The organism is Vibrio scophthalmi, assembly GCF_040869025.1.
In the GTDB taxonomy this organism is placed as follows: Bacteria; Pseudomonadota; Gammaproteobacteria; order Enterobacterales; family Vibrionaceae; genus Vibrio; species Vibrio scophthalmi.
Map to the genome: position 1 here is coordinate 305,074 of NZ_CP134271.1, position 16,902 is coordinate 321,975.

The window sequence follows — 16,902 nt, forward strand, 5'->3', positions numbered from 1 at the left end:
TAGCCTTAACGGTTCTCAAACCACGGTCATATTGCATTGCAAAATTGAATTAATGTGAAACGCAACTAAATTCATAGTAAGGAAATAACGCTTTGGCAGGCAGATATGAGATGCAAGACATGGATAGTGACGTTCTTTATTTTTTCTCCTGTGGTTATCGCACATGACCATAGTCATGACGATCATGTGCAAGAAGTTGTTGAGTTACGCTTAATCGAACCAATACCACAACATACAGAATTTAACCGAGACATCGCTAAGCTCGGTTGGGTATTGTTTAACGATCCTAATCTATCTTCCAATCAAGCTGTCAGTTGCCAATCTTGCCATGATTTATTGACTAATGGGGCAGAAACCACACGAGTATCAACCGGTGTCAATGGCATTGGTCTGCGCAATTCACTAACCGTATTTAACACCGCACTTAACTATCGTTTTTTTTGGGATGGCAGAGCCAATACCTTAGAAGAACAAATTAACGGCCCAATAACTAACCCTTTAGAAATGGATTCTGATTGGCCGCAAATAGAGCGTTATGTTTCACGCTCGGCCCGCTATCAACAGCTTTTTTCTTCAGCCGATAACCTTCCAATTACAAGTGACTCAATTCGTTTTTCCTTAGCCGAATTCATGCGGGCACTGCAAACGCCTAACTCCGATTTTGACCGCTTCTTACAAGGCGATGAAACAGCCCTTTCAGCACAAGAACTTCGGGGATGGCAAACCTTTCAAGCGGTGGGTTGCGTTCAATGCCATCAAGGTAAGAATGTTGGTGGAAATATGATCCAAAAATTTGGTTACTTCACTTCTATTAATTCGATCCAAGATACAGGCAAGCATCTCATCACCGAGCAAGGCCAAGACAAATTTTACTTCCGGGTTGCGAGCTTAAGAAATGTCGCTCAAACACCGCCTTACTTTCACGATGGTAGAACCGAAACACTAGAACAAGCCATTAAGGTGATGGCTCAGGGGCAGCTCGGGATCACCATGGATAGCGATACAATCTCTGACGTTGAGGCCTTTCTTCACACACTTAGCGCACCCAGGCCAAGGATCTTAGAGGAGTTTGAAAATGAATAGCCCTAAAATCGTTACACTGCTCCTCTCATCCATTGTCGCTGCGCTTTTTACCGTTGCCTATATGAGCTATCAAAACAGCCGTCACATCGAAAACACACTCACCGATGTCACCACGGTTGGGCACGAATTATTGGGCCATAGAGATACCATTTTGAACTACCAGTATCAGCAGCAACGACGCCATTTTTTGATCACTCAGAGAATTACTGAAATTGAAAAGTTGGCCAAAGCCATGCTGAAAAAGAACACGACAATTACCTGGTTTCCTATTAGTAGCAACGTAAATAAAACCAACCAGCAATTAGCCTCATTTGAGCAAAAGCTAATTCATACCAGTACCATGCTAGATATGCTCGTGGGTATCCAAGTGGCTCGGAAATACGCTTACTTATCTTTAGAGTCCTTATTCAAGCAAGCACTAAACGAGCGAAACAATTTGGGTCTAGAATGGCACTTTGTTGATTTTATGAATCAGCATTTGCTTGATAACAATGTAGCCAATCCACAAATCAAACAATTTGCAATGCAACTTCGCCAAATAGACGAGCGAAGAACGTCATTACGGACTGATTTGCTCAATGAGCATAATTATGAATTTATCGAAAAAACCGAAACGGCCTTACGCCAATATAGCCATAGTGAACTCAACAATGCACTAATGTACTGCCTGGGAGCCGTCACCGTTTTGATACTAATGTTCTCGATTCAAGCTTATTTGCGTTTCACCCACTTAAAAGCGCTCAATAAAGAGATGGCAGCAGCATCAGAAAAAGCCTTAAACGCGGCTAAAGCTAAATCACAGTTTCTTGCCACGATGAGTCATGAGTTACGCACCCCAATGAACGGAGTATTGGGCATTGCCCAAATTATTGCAGGAGAAACAAAAGAGAGCGCCACTAAAAAAAATGTCGGTATTATTCTGGAATCAGGCCAACACCTCATGACGGTGCTCAACGATATTCTCGACTTTTCAAAAATTGAAGAGAACAAATTAGAACTCGAGGCTGTTCACTTTCATCTTAACCAAATCCTCATGCCGGTTGTCAGTGCCATCACCCCGCTCGCTGAAGAAAAAAACTTAACCTTAGAAATCGACAATCAGATTCCCGACAACATCTATTTAATCGGTGATAGTGCAAGGCTAAGACAAATCCTATTTAACTTAACGGGTAATGCGATAAAATTTACCGCCAAAGGCAAGATCACCATTCAAGCTCAACTCGACAATATCACGCCGTCTCATCTCATTCTTAGTGTTTCCGACACGGGGATCGGTATTCCTCCACATAAGCACGACGCTATTTTTGCCTCATTTGAACAAGCCGATGCTTCAACGACTCGTAAGTTTGGTGGCAGTGGATTAGGTTTAGCCATCGTAAAAAAACTCACCGAACTCATGGACGGTACCATCACCTTAATCAGCCGCGAAAATGTCGGTAGCACATTTACCATAACCATTCCCCTCCCTCGAGGAGAAAAGGCGATTGTTACCAATCAAGATCCCGTGAGTGCTTCACCGCTAGAAACCCGCCCACTCCATATTTTGCTCGCCGAAGATAACCGCGTAAATGCAATTGTCGCTAAAGGCTTCTGTAATAAACTAGGTCATCGTGTTGATATCGCAGAAAATGGACAAATCGCCATAGATAAAGCAACAAAAGAATCATACGACCTGATCTTAATGGACAATCACATGCCCGAAATGAATGGCATCGAAGCGACCTACTATTTGCGTCAAGTACTTGGTATCAACACCTTAATATTTGCTTACACCGCCGATGTGTTCCGCGAGGCTCATGACGATTTTATCAATGCAGGGGCGGACCATGTTCTCACTAAACCATTACAAAATGAAAGCTTCTACGATGCGATCAGTAACTTCAGCCATCGTATTCAAACCCAGAACACACCGGCACTGCCAGGCACCAATGTGATTCATTTACATCGTGAAAATGTCCAAGATTTACGCTTGACTGAAGAAGAACTGTCAAAAAGTGAATTACTCAACGAAGTAAAGCAAGATATCGATATCTACCAGAGTTTGTTGCAATCTCTAATTGAAGATTTTGAAACTCATATCGATGAGCTTATTATCGGCTTTGAGGCTGCCGATACTGAGCAATTGGGTAAAACATTACACTGCTTGAAAGGGATAACGCTCAATCTGCAACTTGATAATCTCGCCAATCTAACCATCGAAATGGAGCAACAGGTCCGTGAGAGTAAGATACCGTGTATCGATAACTTTCAAAAATTGATCAATCGACTCAGTGTCAATGTTCACCAAGGTAACCGACTATTAGAAAAAAACATCGATGCTGTAATAGAGAGCAATGAAACTGCGCACGCTAATAAAGGCCTAATGATGAAAAATAACCTATCGCGATAAAACACGATGGATTTTTTCAGCCATGATAGCTAAAGTATCGCTCCTAAATTTTTAGAACTGGTTTCAATAATAACGAAAGCAGTTAACCGAGACGATGCCATGATTACTGATGATAAAATTATTGAAACTTTAGACGAGCTAAAAGCGTTTCTACTTGCTGTAGAGAGTGGCGTACTAGGCCTACAAAACGTCGCAGGTTTGGCACTCGCGACACACAATAGCAGCGGTCGTCACTTTGTTGCAGTACTTGATGATAAACATCAGCTGCTGCTAGGTCGCTGGGTCAGCGAAGAAGTCTTTAAAACAGGTCAAGATATGGTTCGCAACGGCGTTAAACCGACCCACTAAACCCCATCAGGTTAGGCTCATCCAATAATAAAGGCCGTCTTCAACACTATCTTTGAAGACGGCCTTTATTTTTCTAGCTGACTATTTTTCGATCGCCTTGGCTCATCTCATTCTCAAGTGATTGACTCGCAACACTCGAGCTAAAACGAGAGACGTCACTAGTCCATCAAGCTTTTCGATTTAATTGCTTTTTTCGCCAACTCTTTGGCAAACGCACTGATATCAGCCTCCATTGCATCAATCGTGCTGCGTACATCATCGAGCGCGACCGTCTGCATCTGGCGATTTTCCATCACCACTTCACCGTTCACAATGGTTGTATCCACATTGCTTGGGTTGGCTTGAAATACCAGTGTTGCGTATGGATCATAGTTTGGCATCATATTCGCTGATTGCGTTTCGACAATAATGATATCCGCTTGCTTGCCTACTTCCAAAGAGCCTATACGCTCTTCCATATGCAAAGCCTTCGCACCGCCCATCGTTGCCATTTCAATCACTTGTTCTGGGATCATAATGGTTCGATCATCATGTTTAAGACGCTGCATCGTGCTGGCATAGCTCAATGTACGCCATAGATCGACTTGGTTTGAGCTCATTGGCCCATCAGTACCTAATCCCAAGCGAACATCCGTGCGATACATCTCCCACGCTGGCGCCATTCCTGTCGCGCCTTTTGCGTTTGCCATTGGGTTATAAGCCACGCCCGCATCAGCCTGCTTAACCAACGCAATGTCATTTTCAGAGAAATGAATCCCGTGAGCGAGCACCACGCGCTCATCCAAAATACCAATTTGCGCCATGTACTCAACTGGCGAACTCGCTTGGTGCTCTTCTTTAATGCGCGCTTCTTCATTAGGGAATTCCGCCACGTGGATCAACACTGGCACATCTTGCTGTTTAGAAAGTTGATTGATTTGCTGGAGTTTTTCTTTACTCACGGTGTACACCGCATGCGGTGCATAAGCAGGCGTGATCAAAGGATCACCTTTATACTGGTCAATAAAGCTCTGCGCGTACTCAATGCCACCATAAGGAGCACTGCTATCCACCACTGGGAACTTAATCACGGTTTGGCCAAGTACGGCACGCAAGCCCACTTCTTTAGTCGCTTTGGCCATCTCATCCATGTGGTAGTACATATCGGCATATGTTGTCACACCACTTTGCGCTAAATCGATGGCGCCTAATTTCGTCGCATTGTAGATAAGCTCACGGCTTAGCTTCTCCCCCTCTAACGGAAAGAAGTAAGCAAACAGTCGATTCGAAATACCCTCTTCGCCCAAACCACGAAACGCAATCATCGGCAGATGGTTATGGGTATTAATCATGCCTGGCATCACAATACCATCTTGTGCATCAATCAGCTTCGGTGCACGGTATTGCTCAGCAAGAACCGCCTCACCCACCGCAATGATTTTGTCGTCTTTCACCACAACAACACCATTTTCAATCACTGACATATTGCCATCAATCGTTAGTACTTCGCCGTTAGTGATGATGAGATCGGCATTGTAGCTTGGCGCAAACTGCGCACAACCTGAAAGCGCTAGCGTAATAATAGAGGCCAGCAAAGTAGGTTTATTCATTATTGTTCTCTTTAAATCGGCAATTAAGCAAACGTTAAACTAAAATCGCGCGCATCATAAAAGAGCCCATCAACCAAAGCGAACAGTAAGATGTAAAAGAATGAGATCGTGAACAAAAATCCTGACACTTCGGCGACTAAATAAGCGATACTTTTGAAAATCTGGCATAATTACCACTAATATTGTGAAGCTTCTAGCAGGCAAATTATGGCAAATCCTGAATTCAAAGAAACGTTAGATACGTTGGATAGAATAAGCGTCTGTTTGTATCGCGTGGGGATCAGTTGCTTTTCACTATCGCTACTCGCTCTATCAACGATTCTAAGTGGTCTTTTTACTCACTTGTCAGAGTATTACTCATTAACCTTGCTAGTGATCTGCATATCGGCGGCTTTAACTGCCGCAAACCTTCATGTGTACAGTAAACATGTTCGAGCGGTGATTTGCTGGTCGGCATGGATTGGCATTTTGCTGATGTTAAGCGACGCTTCCCAAAGCCGAGTATGGCTATCGCTAGGGTTTCTGTTTGTCTCGTTCTCAGGTATTGCGCTTAAAGAGTCGTTTTGCTTTAAAGTACTCGGTTTAAAGCTTGTTCCCGTATTATTGGCGCTCTCTACGTTCTCTCTATGGCTTGAACAGCCTTGGGGTGGTTCTGTTTTATTGGCATTGGCGGGGCTGGTTATGGGCAACTTATCAATCACAAAATGGCGCATGCCACTTCACTTTGATATTGGGAATAAAGCCAACTACGAAATCTAGGCCATTTCGCTAAATTTCGTTGCCAGCACGACATGCAAGTAACGCAACTTGCTTTAGCCCAAAGGCCAAAGCAACGCTAGTGAAGCGGTTTAACCCTTATATTCAATCACTTGTTCAATAAAATCCGATTCACTGAACCACATAACGCGGCCAATATAAGCGTTATCCCTCAACTCGGTATCGATTTGTGCGGCAATTCTTGCCGTCATTTGAATCCAACCATCCTGCTCATTGAGACCATCGATAAAATCACTGACTATCGCTTTCGCATTGTCATCTAACTGCAAGCTTATAAAATTCATTATTTCTTCTTAACTCTCGCTATCAACAAAAAAGCTCCCATTACAGGAGCTTTCCAATAACAAATATTATTACACAGCGAAATGAATACTAGTATTCCATTCTATGGTAAATCACCGCGATTCCGATAGAAACCGTCAGCACCAGCGTAGCCATAAACGTAACCTTAAATGGGCAATACGGACGCTCACCCGTCACTTCCCCCGTTTGGGCATTCACTAACACACGGTAAACCTTTTCTCGATAACGATAAGAGGAGACCCAGACAGGCAAAATCAAGTGTTTAAAGGTAGCATCAGTGTAGGTTGAATCTCTCGTGCTGATTATTTGTTTATCGCCCCCGATATCACGATCGATCGTGGTTTCAATCTTCTCTTGCATACGTACTTTGGCATCTGCGTAACCTTCTTTAAGATTCACTTGGTACAGTTCAGCCTGATACCCTTGCAAATAACTGTCGGTGTAATCCACCAGCTTAGACAGATCCCATGGCTCTAATTGATGCAGTTGCGTGGTATCAAGCGAGTATGTGGCAGGGACAAGCACATCATCAAAGTTATTGGTTACATGCCCGGAAGCAAAATACCAACGAGTACGGGTTTCCGTGCGCGTTTCTGTTTTACCGTCAGAGTTGGTCACCGTTACCGATTCTTTATAATTAACCCCTTTTTTTCCTGTATAGGAAGTCGCAACATTACAGTCATAAGTCCAATACGGAATATACACTCCTTGGAAACGATCCAGCTTTTCTGCATGCTTTTTCAGATTATGAGGCGCTAACCATAACCCTTTTACCCAGGAGCTAAAATTGGAGATAGCTTGTTCACGTTTGATCTGAAAAGGAATAATGCCTTGTGGCTTAATACGCTTAGTATTCTCAGCTCGAGAAAGCACTAACGGCGTATCGCAAAACGCACAATGTGTCGCTTTCACATCAGAGCCAAACTCGGTTGTCGCACCACAGCTCTCGCACTGAATCATGCGTGACTCGATCTTCTCCTGACAAGCGTCAAAATTATTTAAATAACTCTCTAGATCGACCTCATGATGCGCCTCTTTTACCGTTAGCGGTTGCTCTATCTCCACTTCAAACTGGCAATGGTTACAAATCAACGAAGTCGTACCGGGTTCATAAGATAAATCAGCAGCACAACTCTTACACTTTACATCGACTAACATCCGTTACGCTCCCGGGATCGGTGGTGGTGCGGCTTGAAACAGATTTTGTAGCTCTGCGACTGTGCTGGCTTTCTCCCATGCAGCCATACCTTGCTTCCATACCAAAGAATCTTGGCTGATTTGTCCTGCGGTAATTTGATGCTGAAGAGTATCTAGCGCGAACGGCCCTGCTTGCTGCCCATTCACCGCCACAAAATACTCACTCTGTTGTGGCAATGGTGGCGGAGCAATCTGTGATTGAGAGCTCTGAGGTTGGTAGTGTTGTTGCGACCCTTGTTGTGGGGTCATCGCTTGTGCCATTTGCTGCGCCATCGCAAAACCCATCCCCATTTCCATTCCTGCGCTGGCATTACCACCCCCATTTTGCGCAGCGGCCTCTAACGCTTCTGCCGCTTGGAATTGGGTATACTGATTCAAGTTACCAAGAATGCCCATTGAAGAACGCTTATCCAGCGCCTCTTCTACTTCTGGCGGTAGCGAAATGTTTTCGACCATGAACTTTGCGAGCGTCAAACCATAAGTGGCGAAGTCACCGTTCATTTTTTCTCGCATTAGCAGCGCAAATTCATCATAGTTTGCCGCCATATCAAGCACGGGTAACTTACTTTCGCCCACCGCATCGGTAAAACGAGCGACCGCCATGGTGCGCAACTGCCCCTGTATTTCATCGATTTGGAAACAACCGTCAGTACCGACTACTTGCTCAAGCAACTTTAGTGGTTCACTCACGCGAATATCATAATTACCAAAAGCACGAAGGCGTACAGGACCAAACTCAGGGTCTCGCAACATAATAGGATTTTTCGTTCCCCATTTGTTGTTAGTAAATAGGCGCATATTGACGAAGTAGACTTCAGCCTTGAAAGGTGAATTAAAACCATGTTTCCAACCTTTCAGTGTACTGAGAATAGGCAGGTTCGCGGTGGTGAGTTGATACATGCCAGATTCAAATACATCGGCAATTTGGCCTTCGTTGACGAAAATGGCAACTTGCCCCTGACGTACGGTTAACTGAGCGCCATTCTTGATCTCATTTTGATGGCGCTCAAAACGCCACACCAAGGTGTCATTGCTATCGTCAATCCACTCGACGATATCAATAAACTCGCCCATTATTTTATTCCAAAAACCCATATCAACCTCTATTCCCTGATCTGGTAACATTCAGCTCTAACTAAATGAAACTTATTGAATAATTATCCGATAGAGAGCACATGGTCACAAGGGCAAAACGGTGAGCTATCTCGTAACTAGAGCGATTGAGGAAACACGAGATAGGCAGGGTTTGAGATTCGGTTAACTAAACATCAGAGAAATTTCATCTATAAACAGTCATATTCACATTGGGATATGCCACTTTAGCGGCGATTTAAACGGCAAGGAAGAAAATGGATCGATGCTGAGAATGATACTCAGGTGGGATATTCACTGAACAAGCTTAGAAAACGGCTTAACCAAATTTGAGCCGATACAACAAAGCATTAATTAAAAGATTTTAATGAACAAAAGGGGCTAAGCAGCCCCTTGTAGAATGATACGCGTGATTAATTAACGCATTGATAAAGCTGAGTATAACGCGTAGAAATACAGCCAAATAACTTATCACGACGAGCGCATTTATCTAGCGGAGTACCAAAAACCTGTGCGCCTTTGAATCCCCAAGCTTTACAGCCGTTTTCTGCCATTAAAAAAGCTTCTTGTTCGTCAATCACTGCCTGCTGAAGCAAGCCTTCATCATAGGCTAGCGTGATAGTTGCATCACCCTTACTGCCATCAGTCACGAACCAATTTTTGTTTACAGGAGTAGCACACGCAGTCAAATTAGCCGCGATAACAAGAGCGACAATCGTTTTGAATCTCATTGGGTTTCTAGTTTTATGATTCTTAAAAGGTGGCGCATTTTACACAAATTTTCGCGCTACGCATTACTAAAATATACGCGCATCATTTGATATTTAAATCGGCCCCAAATGCACAGCGCTGAGGAATCCCCTAATGATTTTGATAAAAATCATAAATTTAAGGTAGATGCACATCTTGTCATGTGATCAAATGGTTCTGAGAAAAATCAATAACCAGACAACAAGATGTGCGAACTCGATATTTTACACGACTCTCTTTACCAATTCTGCCCTGAATTGCACTTAAAACGACTCAACAGTTTAACGCTGGCTTGCCACGCATTACTTGAATGTAAAACGCTCACTCTTACCGAACTTGGTCGTAACCTGCCAACGAAAGCCAGAACAAAACATAACATCAAACGAATCGACAGATTGTTAGGTAATCGTCACTTGCACAAAGAGCGACTCGCTGTATACCGTTGGCATGCCAGCTTTATCTGTTCAGGTAATTCGATGCCCATTGTTCTTGTTGACTGGTCTGATATTCGTGAGCAAAAACGGCTTATGGTATTGCGGGCTTCGGTGGCACTACATGGTCGTTCTATTACTCTTTATGAGAAAGCCTTTCCGCTTTCAGAGCAATGTTCAAAGAAGGCTCATGACCAATTTCTAGCCGACCTTGCAAGCATTCTACCGAGTAACACTACACCGCTCATTGTCAGTGATGCTGGCTTTAAAGTGCCATGGTATAAATCCGTTGAAAAGCTAGGTTGGTACTGGTTAAGTCGAGTCAGAGGGAAAGTGCAATATGCAGATTTAGGTGCGGAAAACTGGCAACCTATCAGCAACTTACATAGCATATCCTCAAGTCGCTCAAAGACTTTAGGCTATAAGAGGTTGACTAAGAGCAACCCAATTTCATGTCAAATTGCACTGTATAAATCACGTCCTAAAGGCCGAAAAAATCAGCGTTCGACACGGACTAATTGTCATCATCCGTCACCTAAAATCTACTCCGCTTCGACAAAAGAACCATGGGTTTTAGCGACTAACTTGCCCGTTGAAATCCGAACACCAAAGCAACTTGTTAGGCTCTACTCGAAGCGTATGCAAATTGAAGAAACCTTCCGAGACTTGAAAAGCCCAGCCTACGGTTTAGGCCTCCGTCATAGCCGAACTAGCAGCTCAGAGCGCTTTGATATCATGCTGCTAATCGCCCTAATGCTTCAACTGACATTTTGGCTTGCTGGAGTTCATGGTCAGAAACAAGGTTGGGATAAGCACTTCCAAGCTAACACTGTCAAAAATCGAAATGTACTCTCAACAGTGCGCTTAGGGATGGAAGTTTTGCGGCATTCTGGCTACACAATAACGAGGGAAGACTTGCTCGCGGCTGCAACCCTGCTTGCTCAAAATCTATTCAAACATGGTTGTGCTTTGGGGAAATTATGAGGGGATCCCTCAGTGCACAGCGCTAACCTAGTTAGATACGCATTAGCCCAGAGTTACCCACCACCAAAAAAACAGACATCCTGCACCTCAACATTGAGAGAAACTCACCATTCACATTGCAGATAACTGTGTATCACAATGCATGCCATGGATGGAAATTCACCGAACAAATTTACCGAAGGTAATTCTCAGCTAAAATCGTTGGTGAGCTTGCTGATACCTATAGATAATTGTGCATAACCCGCATGAAATGTAGCTTGAATACTAGATAACGTTAAGCTTGGACATCACCTTTGAACAATGCTTCTCTATGATACCCTAGGTAAAACTTGTGCTCTTTTTTAACTCGAATAGACATATTCTCTCGTAAACCAATGACTTCTGGCGTTTCAAGATGATCAGATATCAACACCTTGCCACTATCTGCAAACGATATAAAACCAAGATCAAAAGCTTTATCAAGGTTTGCGAGTAAAAGTAACCCATTAAACTCGTCCAATCGTTCTTTATTATTGGAGTCTCGCCAAGGTTTGATATGGGAAGCCAACAATAGCTGAGTATTGCGATATCCCGTTAGAGCGCACCCTCCCCACATATGAATCAACTTAGATCTAAAGTAACCTTGTCCCATTCGGGTTTTGACTAAAATGGTCTTCTCGGTTTCGGACAACGTTTTATCCGTCATCACTTGCTTAATATCGGCATTCACATCGAACTGCGCGAGATCTGCCAAAAATTTGCTGTAATGAGAAAGAGCCGCACTGTACATGCCCTTACCTTTCGCATCACGATCTTTAAATACCTCTAACTGCCGAGCTTTTTCCTCAAAAGCGACAAACTTTCGATATGAATTGATATCAGTTAAACGAATGTCTATTACTCCAACCTCCATCAACCAGTTGGAAATAGAACCTTTTATTGCACTAAGATAATTACTAGCTGTTTTTTCTGACTTACCAATATCGACCAACCATTGGTGATATAAGGTGGCTAAATCCGACAAATTGGCAACGAGCACTTCCTTAAGTTCATTGGCAATGATGTAACTTTTCATATAGTCAAACAGCTCATCATCAAGATAAGCGTAAGCTATCGACTTAGCAGAATAACGGTTCGTTGATGAGTAATCGTAACCTTCAAGGTAAGACAGATGCCAAAAGCCTTCACTTCTCAAATGAAAGAAAGGATTCTCTGGTGTATTCTTATCATTTCCTTGAGCTAAATTGTCAAAATGATAGGTAAACTGATCTTTAAGAGTTTGGTTAAAGTCGATCCGATTCGTTGTCAAATTACCCGCTTGAATTAAATCTATTACTGCCAGCAACATACACATTTTATGTGGGCTTTTCTTACCACCAGAACTATTCATTTTTAAGTTCTGAAAACGATCTAGATAATATTCAAGAGACACCACTCATTTCCTCTCGATACAAGCTTTCTTCAACACGACAGTTTTCCAATGCACCGCATCTCTCGCTAAAACGTCCTTCGATTCACTGATATGGCAGACCACAAGTCCTACATCTGCTGCTATTGCCTCTAGCTCTTCGACTGATACACCATAACTCTCTCGTCCATCCGAGAACGCACCATCGCGCAATGTAATCACCAGTTTTCCCTCTGGCGAAAGCAATTCATCTAGTACCAATAAGGCAGGCTGCCGTTGATTGGTTGGAATATGCATCCATACCGCTGACACAACGATCAGTTGAAACTGGAGTGAGAGAGATTTGACTGCATTGAGTAATGGCAGACCATCATCAAACCAAGAGACTGAAGAACCCGTATTGCGCATGCCCAATTCACGTAATGCATTCGCTGGCTCAACGGCGACTACGTCACAACCGAGTAAATCGAACCATTTGGCATCTCGACCCGACCCTGCGCCAATATCCAATACATTAGATCCAGATTGTGGCCAATAGCACTTCCATGATTGATGCACAGACTCGAAGCACAGGCCATCATATTGCTTCGCCAACTCAACAGCATTTTTGTCGTAAAAAGAGGATGTTATGCTCATATACCATACCAGATAAAAACTAACCTGATGATATAAGGCTTAAACCTTTATGGCGATAAGGTCGTAGGAAAGCATTGAAATATGTGCGCAAGATCATATTGAGTTAACAACACAGATTAGCTGGCTAGATATGGTATTGAAAAGCAGAAACGAAAAAATCCAACATTTCTTCTAGGCCTTAAAATGTGGCATGAGATTATTCGCCATTTTGATCCCTCAAGTAATACCTGAACAAAGCTCGATTTTCGAAAAATCTAGGTATTACTTTTGGTCGATAACTGCTTAACTTACATCAAGTTAAAGATCGAACTAATAGAGAACATGACAACAAAGTAATACCTGATTTAGTGCTCAAAAGTAATACTCGCATTAGATAGGAAGGCTGGGTATTACTTTACGTATTACTAAAAACAAACGCTTTTCTGGAATGTTATGGGGCGCTACGAAACCATAACTTTTTGATTTAGTGAATTTTAGATACAAAAAAAGACGTCCTAAGACGTCTTTCTTCTAGAATGTGGCGGTGAGTGAGAGATTCGAACTCTCGATACGTTGCCGTATACACACTTTCCAGGCGTGCTCCTTCAGCCACTCGGACAACTCACCGAATCGTTAACAACTTGGCTAACGAGGCGCTAATTTAATGATTCTATAGAGTTAGGTCAAGCCAAAAGGCAAAAAAATAACGTACTAACGGATCGATTGGTCACTCTCTAGCTAAATTGATGACACTTTGTCCATCAAATTCGAGTACTTATGCTTGTGAACAGTAACCCGGCACCTTAAACCACTTACGGCATAGATCTAAGAAGTAGCCATACAATACACCCATCGCACAAGAAACAACCGCATTGGAAGCGACAGCAGTAATAATTTGGTCAGTTGATGCTCCGACCGTATAGAGAATACCGGCATAAACAGGAGACTGGAACAGTACATACGCGACCAGATCTGACAGGTTCTTCATCCGTTTAGACAATGAAACTCGGGCGCCTTGGCGCAAAATGAAATCTCTAAACACACCGTAGGGCCAAGCAATGGCAATATTAACTGGAATAGAAAGCAATCGAGAAGCCAGCGACTGCTCAAATGTCATACCCGAAATAAAAATTTCGATAAACATGCCTGAAATAAAGCAGAACACCACCATCGCAAACGTATCTGCTACTGCGCTACGAAAACAGAAAGACCCACGAGCTTTCATTGCAAATTCTCAACATATATCACTAGCATAGTGAATAAAGAACAATATAAAACGCCCAACAAAGCGAATTAAACCAGATTTATTCGCTATTAAACCACAAGTAATAAAGAATTAGATTTCAATTTTAAATATCAAGAGTCAATAAACTGCTGGTGTTTAGGCTTAAAATAGCCAAAAAAACTCAAACCGCCAAAAATAGCGGTTTGAGTCGGTTATATTGAGTAAAATGTGTCGTTTAGAGTCAGCTATCTTTCAACAGTACGGTAAGAACATCAAGCTCATGACTTGAAGGGAGCGATTTGCTGTGTAGTAGCGGAGCAAGCGTCTCAGCCAATTGAGTGCCATTACTGGATGAATTGCGATGAACATACTCGCTAATCGTGGTTAAGATTTGATGCGCATCTTCGGTTTTTTGGTCTTCAACCGCGATGTGTAGCGAGACTAACTGCTGCTCTGCATTAAAAGCAATAAACTGGTTATCGCTTGCGATAGATTTGAATTGATACAGCTTTTCGTAATACCGATGCAGCATATCATCCAGCTCTTTTTCATCGATTGGCTTGGAAATAATGCAATTTACCCCGGCCGCTAACATCCTTTCTCGCGTCTCCTTAAACAGGTCTGCGGTACAGCCAAAGATCAAGGTATCGGCCCGTTGGCCTTTTAACGCGCGAATTTCAGCGGTAGCCGTTATGCCATCTTTATTGGGCATGTGGTTATCCATCAATATCAAATCATACTGACCGTTTTGTACCGCCTCCACAGCCTGTTGGCCATCTTCAACATTAGTACATTCAAACCCTTTGCTGCTGATGAAAGAGTTAATGATAATGGTATTAGTGCGGTTATCTTCAACAATAAGCGCTTTAAGGCCACTATAGTCATGTTTACGCAGCTCAATGACCTCTGCCGTGCCTGGTGGGCAAATTTCCATTTCGAGAATAATGTCAAAAGTCGTTCCCACTCCGATAGAGCTCTGAACCGAAACATCACCATTCATTAATTCGCCAATTTGTTTAACGATAGCGAGGCCAAGCCCAGTGCCACCAAAGCGACGAGTGGTTGACGACTCAGCCTGCTCAAACGGATTAAAGATTTTCTTTTGCGCCGCACGATCAATACCGATACCCGAGTCGGAGACTCGAATATTTAAACAATTGCGACCATCCAGCGTGACCTCCGAAAAGTGCACATCGACAAAACCATGAGAGGTGAATTTCACGGCGTTATTTAATAAGTTAAATAACACTTGGCGCAAGCGAGCTTTATCAGAGAGATACCAACGATCTTTACTCACTTCGTTGTGAATGTTGAAATCCAAGCCTTTTTCTGAACATAAGGTGTAATAGACACTATTGATGCTCCCCACGATCGATTCCAGCGGAAACGGGGCTTGCTCGAGTTCAAGGTGCCCTTGCTCTATCTTCGAAAAGTCCAAAATTTCATTTAGCAGCAACATCATATGGTCGCCAGAGTCATAAAGCGTTTTTAAATGCTTGCGCTGCTCGTCGCTTAAATCCGTTTTAAGTAGAATCTGAGCGGTACCAAGCACGCCATTCATTGGCGTTCGGATTTCATGCGATATAGTCGCTAAAAAGGCGCTCTTCGCACGAGTGGAGGCCTGTGCCTTTTTCTTTTCTTGCTCAAGAAATACCGTCTTCTCATTGAAGGTTTCAATAAGATGTTGGATCTCATCATTGCTGCGATAACCAATATCGATGATTCCGCCGGTTTTAGAGTCATCTACCTTTTGTGCAATCCGTGTTATCGGTTCAATGATAAAGCGGCTGATAAGAACATAGCCAAACAACACACAAAGTAGCATGATTGGCACAATGCCCTTTTCAACTTTGCTTACTAAATCATATACTTGATCAGCCACTAAACGATTGGCATTAACCACATCAATCGTCCAGTGAAAGCTACCAAACTGCTGGCGGCTGATGTAAACATCTTCCGCGACATTAAAATTATGCTCAACGATCACATCGCCAAAACCATCACGCACAATCACACCAAGACCATGCTGTTCAGCATGCTTGCGCACAAAGTCGATTAGAGTGACCAACGAAACATCAATGGTCGCGACACCAGCAAATTCGCCTTTAACGAAATACGGCGAAGAAGCGGTTATCATCTGTACGTGTGTAAACGGGTCAATATACACGGGTGACCACGACACCGTGCCAAGTGGTTTATCGACGGACGACAAATACCAAGGTTCTTTATCGTATCCACCAGATTGGGCGTTGTTCCAAGCGTGGATTCTATCGACCTTGCCATCAATCGCACGATTGAAAAATAGACTTAAATAGGGCTCTTGGGGATTGACTGAATGGGGTGTTGGCCATAGTCCACCACTTGTGGTGACACCATCAATAACTTGAAAGAGTGATTGGAGTAATTCAACTTGCAGCGATTGGTCGTAACCGGTGTTCCCAATGCTAACAATGCTTTGTAAAACACTTAACGAGCTTTCTAGTGGGGCTTCAATCTGGCTGGAGATGATTTTTGAGCGAGAATCTAGATTGATAACAAGTTGATCGCGAACGGGAGGCTCTACCACCAAATAGCTTACTGTCCCTACCGTCGCAACGACGAACGCAAGGTACAAGCCAAGGGCAAATATGCTTTTCCGTTTTAGTGACGAGCTCTTAACCATAACCAACTGAATTTTTGACGTTTATATAAAATTATAGTCAATACTGAGTAACAGCAACCTATTTTTGTCG

Annotated in this window: 14 protein-coding genes and 1 tRNA gene; 5 read left to right on the top strand and 10 right to left on the bottom strand. The window is 43.1% G+C overall.

Annotated features, from left to right (window positions below; translation table 11 throughout):
- Positions 1–105: 105 nt before the first annotated feature.
- The 3 genes from RJD38_RS01280 (at position 106) to RJD38_RS01290 (ending at position 3,820) form a co-directional block, all read left to right on the top strand.
- Entirely contained in the window at positions 106–1,083 is a 978-nt protein-coding gene (locus RJD38_RS01280; RefSeq protein ID WP_065545176.1) for a cytochrome-c peroxidase, read from the top strand.
- Positions 1,076–3,472, top strand: a complete 2,397-nt coding sequence (locus RJD38_RS01285; RefSeq protein WP_065545175.1) for an ATP-binding protein — start codon at positions 1,076–1,078, stop codon at positions 3,470–3,472. The genes RJD38_RS01280 and RJD38_RS01285 overlap by 8 nt, the downstream gene beginning before the upstream one ends.
- A gap of 99 nt (positions 3,473–3,571) precedes the next feature.
- Complete coding sequence (locus tag RJD38_RS01290) at positions 3,572–3,820, top strand: hypothetical protein (RefSeq protein WP_005598524.1); 249 nt, start codon at positions 3,572–3,574, stop codon at positions 3,818–3,820.
- 158 nt (positions 3,821–3,978) lie between these two features.
- Here RJD38_RS01290 and RJD38_RS01295 read toward each other — a convergent pair whose 3' ends face one another.
- On the bottom strand, positions 3,979–5,409 hold the full coding sequence (locus RJD38_RS01295; protein ID WP_065545174.1) for an amidohydrolase: 1,431 nt from the start codon (positions 5,407–5,409) through the stop codon (positions 3,979–3,981).
- A 207-nt stretch (positions 5,410–5,616) separates the two neighbouring features.
- Between RJD38_RS01295 and RJD38_RS01300 the strand changes: the two genes are divergently transcribed.
- Positions 5,617–6,168 (top strand): DUF2301 domain-containing membrane protein, encoded by a 552-nt coding sequence (locus RJD38_RS01300; protein WP_065545173.1) that lies wholly within the window; start codon positions 5,617–5,619, stop codon positions 6,166–6,168.
- Between the two features lie 89 nt (positions 6,169–6,257).
- On the opposite strand, the gene RJD38_RS01305 is transcribed toward RJD38_RS01300, so the two are convergent.
- From RJD38_RS01305 to yecR, 4 genes are all read right to left on the bottom strand, one after another.
- Positions 6,258–6,470: a hypothetical protein gene (locus RJD38_RS01305; protein WP_005598549.1), complete on the bottom strand. Its 213-nt coding sequence runs from the start codon at positions 6,468–6,470 to the stop codon at positions 6,258–6,260.
- An 88-nt stretch (positions 6,471–6,558) separates the two neighbouring features.
- On the bottom strand, positions 6,559–7,647 hold the full coding sequence (locus tag RJD38_RS01310; protein ID WP_005598550.1) for a hypothetical protein: 1,089 nt from the start codon (positions 7,645–7,647) through the stop codon (positions 6,559–6,561).
- Between the two features lie 3 nt (positions 7,648–7,650).
- Complete coding sequence (locus tag RJD38_RS01315; protein ID WP_065545172.1) at positions 7,651–8,781, bottom strand: SPFH domain-containing protein; 1,131 nt, start codon at positions 8,779–8,781, stop codon at positions 7,651–7,653.
- A gap of 410 nt (positions 8,782–9,191) precedes the next feature.
- Positions 9,192–9,509, bottom strand: a complete 318-nt coding sequence (yecR, locus tag RJD38_RS01320; RefSeq protein WP_005598553.1) for a YecR family lipoprotein — start codon at positions 9,507–9,509, stop codon at positions 9,192–9,194.
- Between the two features lie 225 nt (positions 9,510–9,734).
- Between yecR and RJD38_RS01325 the strand changes: the two genes are divergently transcribed.
- The gene (locus tag RJD38_RS01325) at positions 9,735–10,943 is read left to right on the top strand and encodes an IS4 family transposase (protein WP_032073033.1); all 1,209 of its coding nucleotides are present in this window, start codon (positions 9,735–9,737) and stop codon (positions 10,941–10,943) included.
- Positions 10,944–11,217: 274 nt separating this feature from the next.
- Here RJD38_RS01325 and RJD38_RS01330 read toward each other — a convergent pair whose 3' ends face one another.
- The 5 genes from RJD38_RS01330 to RJD38_RS01350 all read right to left on the bottom strand — a co-directional run bounded on the left by RJD38_RS01330 (position 11,218) and on the right by RJD38_RS01350 (position 16,832).
- A complete protein-coding gene (locus tag RJD38_RS01330; protein WP_065545961.1) occupies positions 11,218–12,354 on the bottom strand; it encodes an HNH endonuclease in 1,137 nt (378 codons plus the stop codon).
- Positions 12,355–12,357: 3 nt separating this feature from the next.
- Entirely contained in the window at positions 12,358–12,966 is a 609-nt protein-coding gene (locus tag RJD38_RS01335; RefSeq protein ID WP_065545171.1) for a class I SAM-dependent methyltransferase, read from the bottom strand.
- A 518-nt stretch (positions 12,967–13,484) separates the two neighbouring features.
- A tRNA-Ser gene (locus RJD38_RS01340) sits at positions 13,485–13,572 on the bottom strand.
- A gap of 148 nt (positions 13,573–13,720) precedes the next feature.
- Positions 13,721–14,170: an L-alanine exporter AlaE gene (locus RJD38_RS01345; RefSeq protein WP_065430635.1), complete on the bottom strand. Its 450-nt coding sequence runs from the start codon at positions 14,168–14,170 to the stop codon at positions 13,721–13,723.
- Between the two features lie 241 nt (positions 14,171–14,411).
- The gene (locus RJD38_RS01350) at positions 14,412–16,832 is read right to left on the bottom strand and encodes a hybrid sensor histidine kinase/response regulator (protein ID WP_197497782.1); all 2,421 of its coding nucleotides are present in this window, start codon (positions 16,830–16,832) and stop codon (positions 14,412–14,414) included.
- Positions 16,833–16,902: the final 70 nt, after the last annotated feature.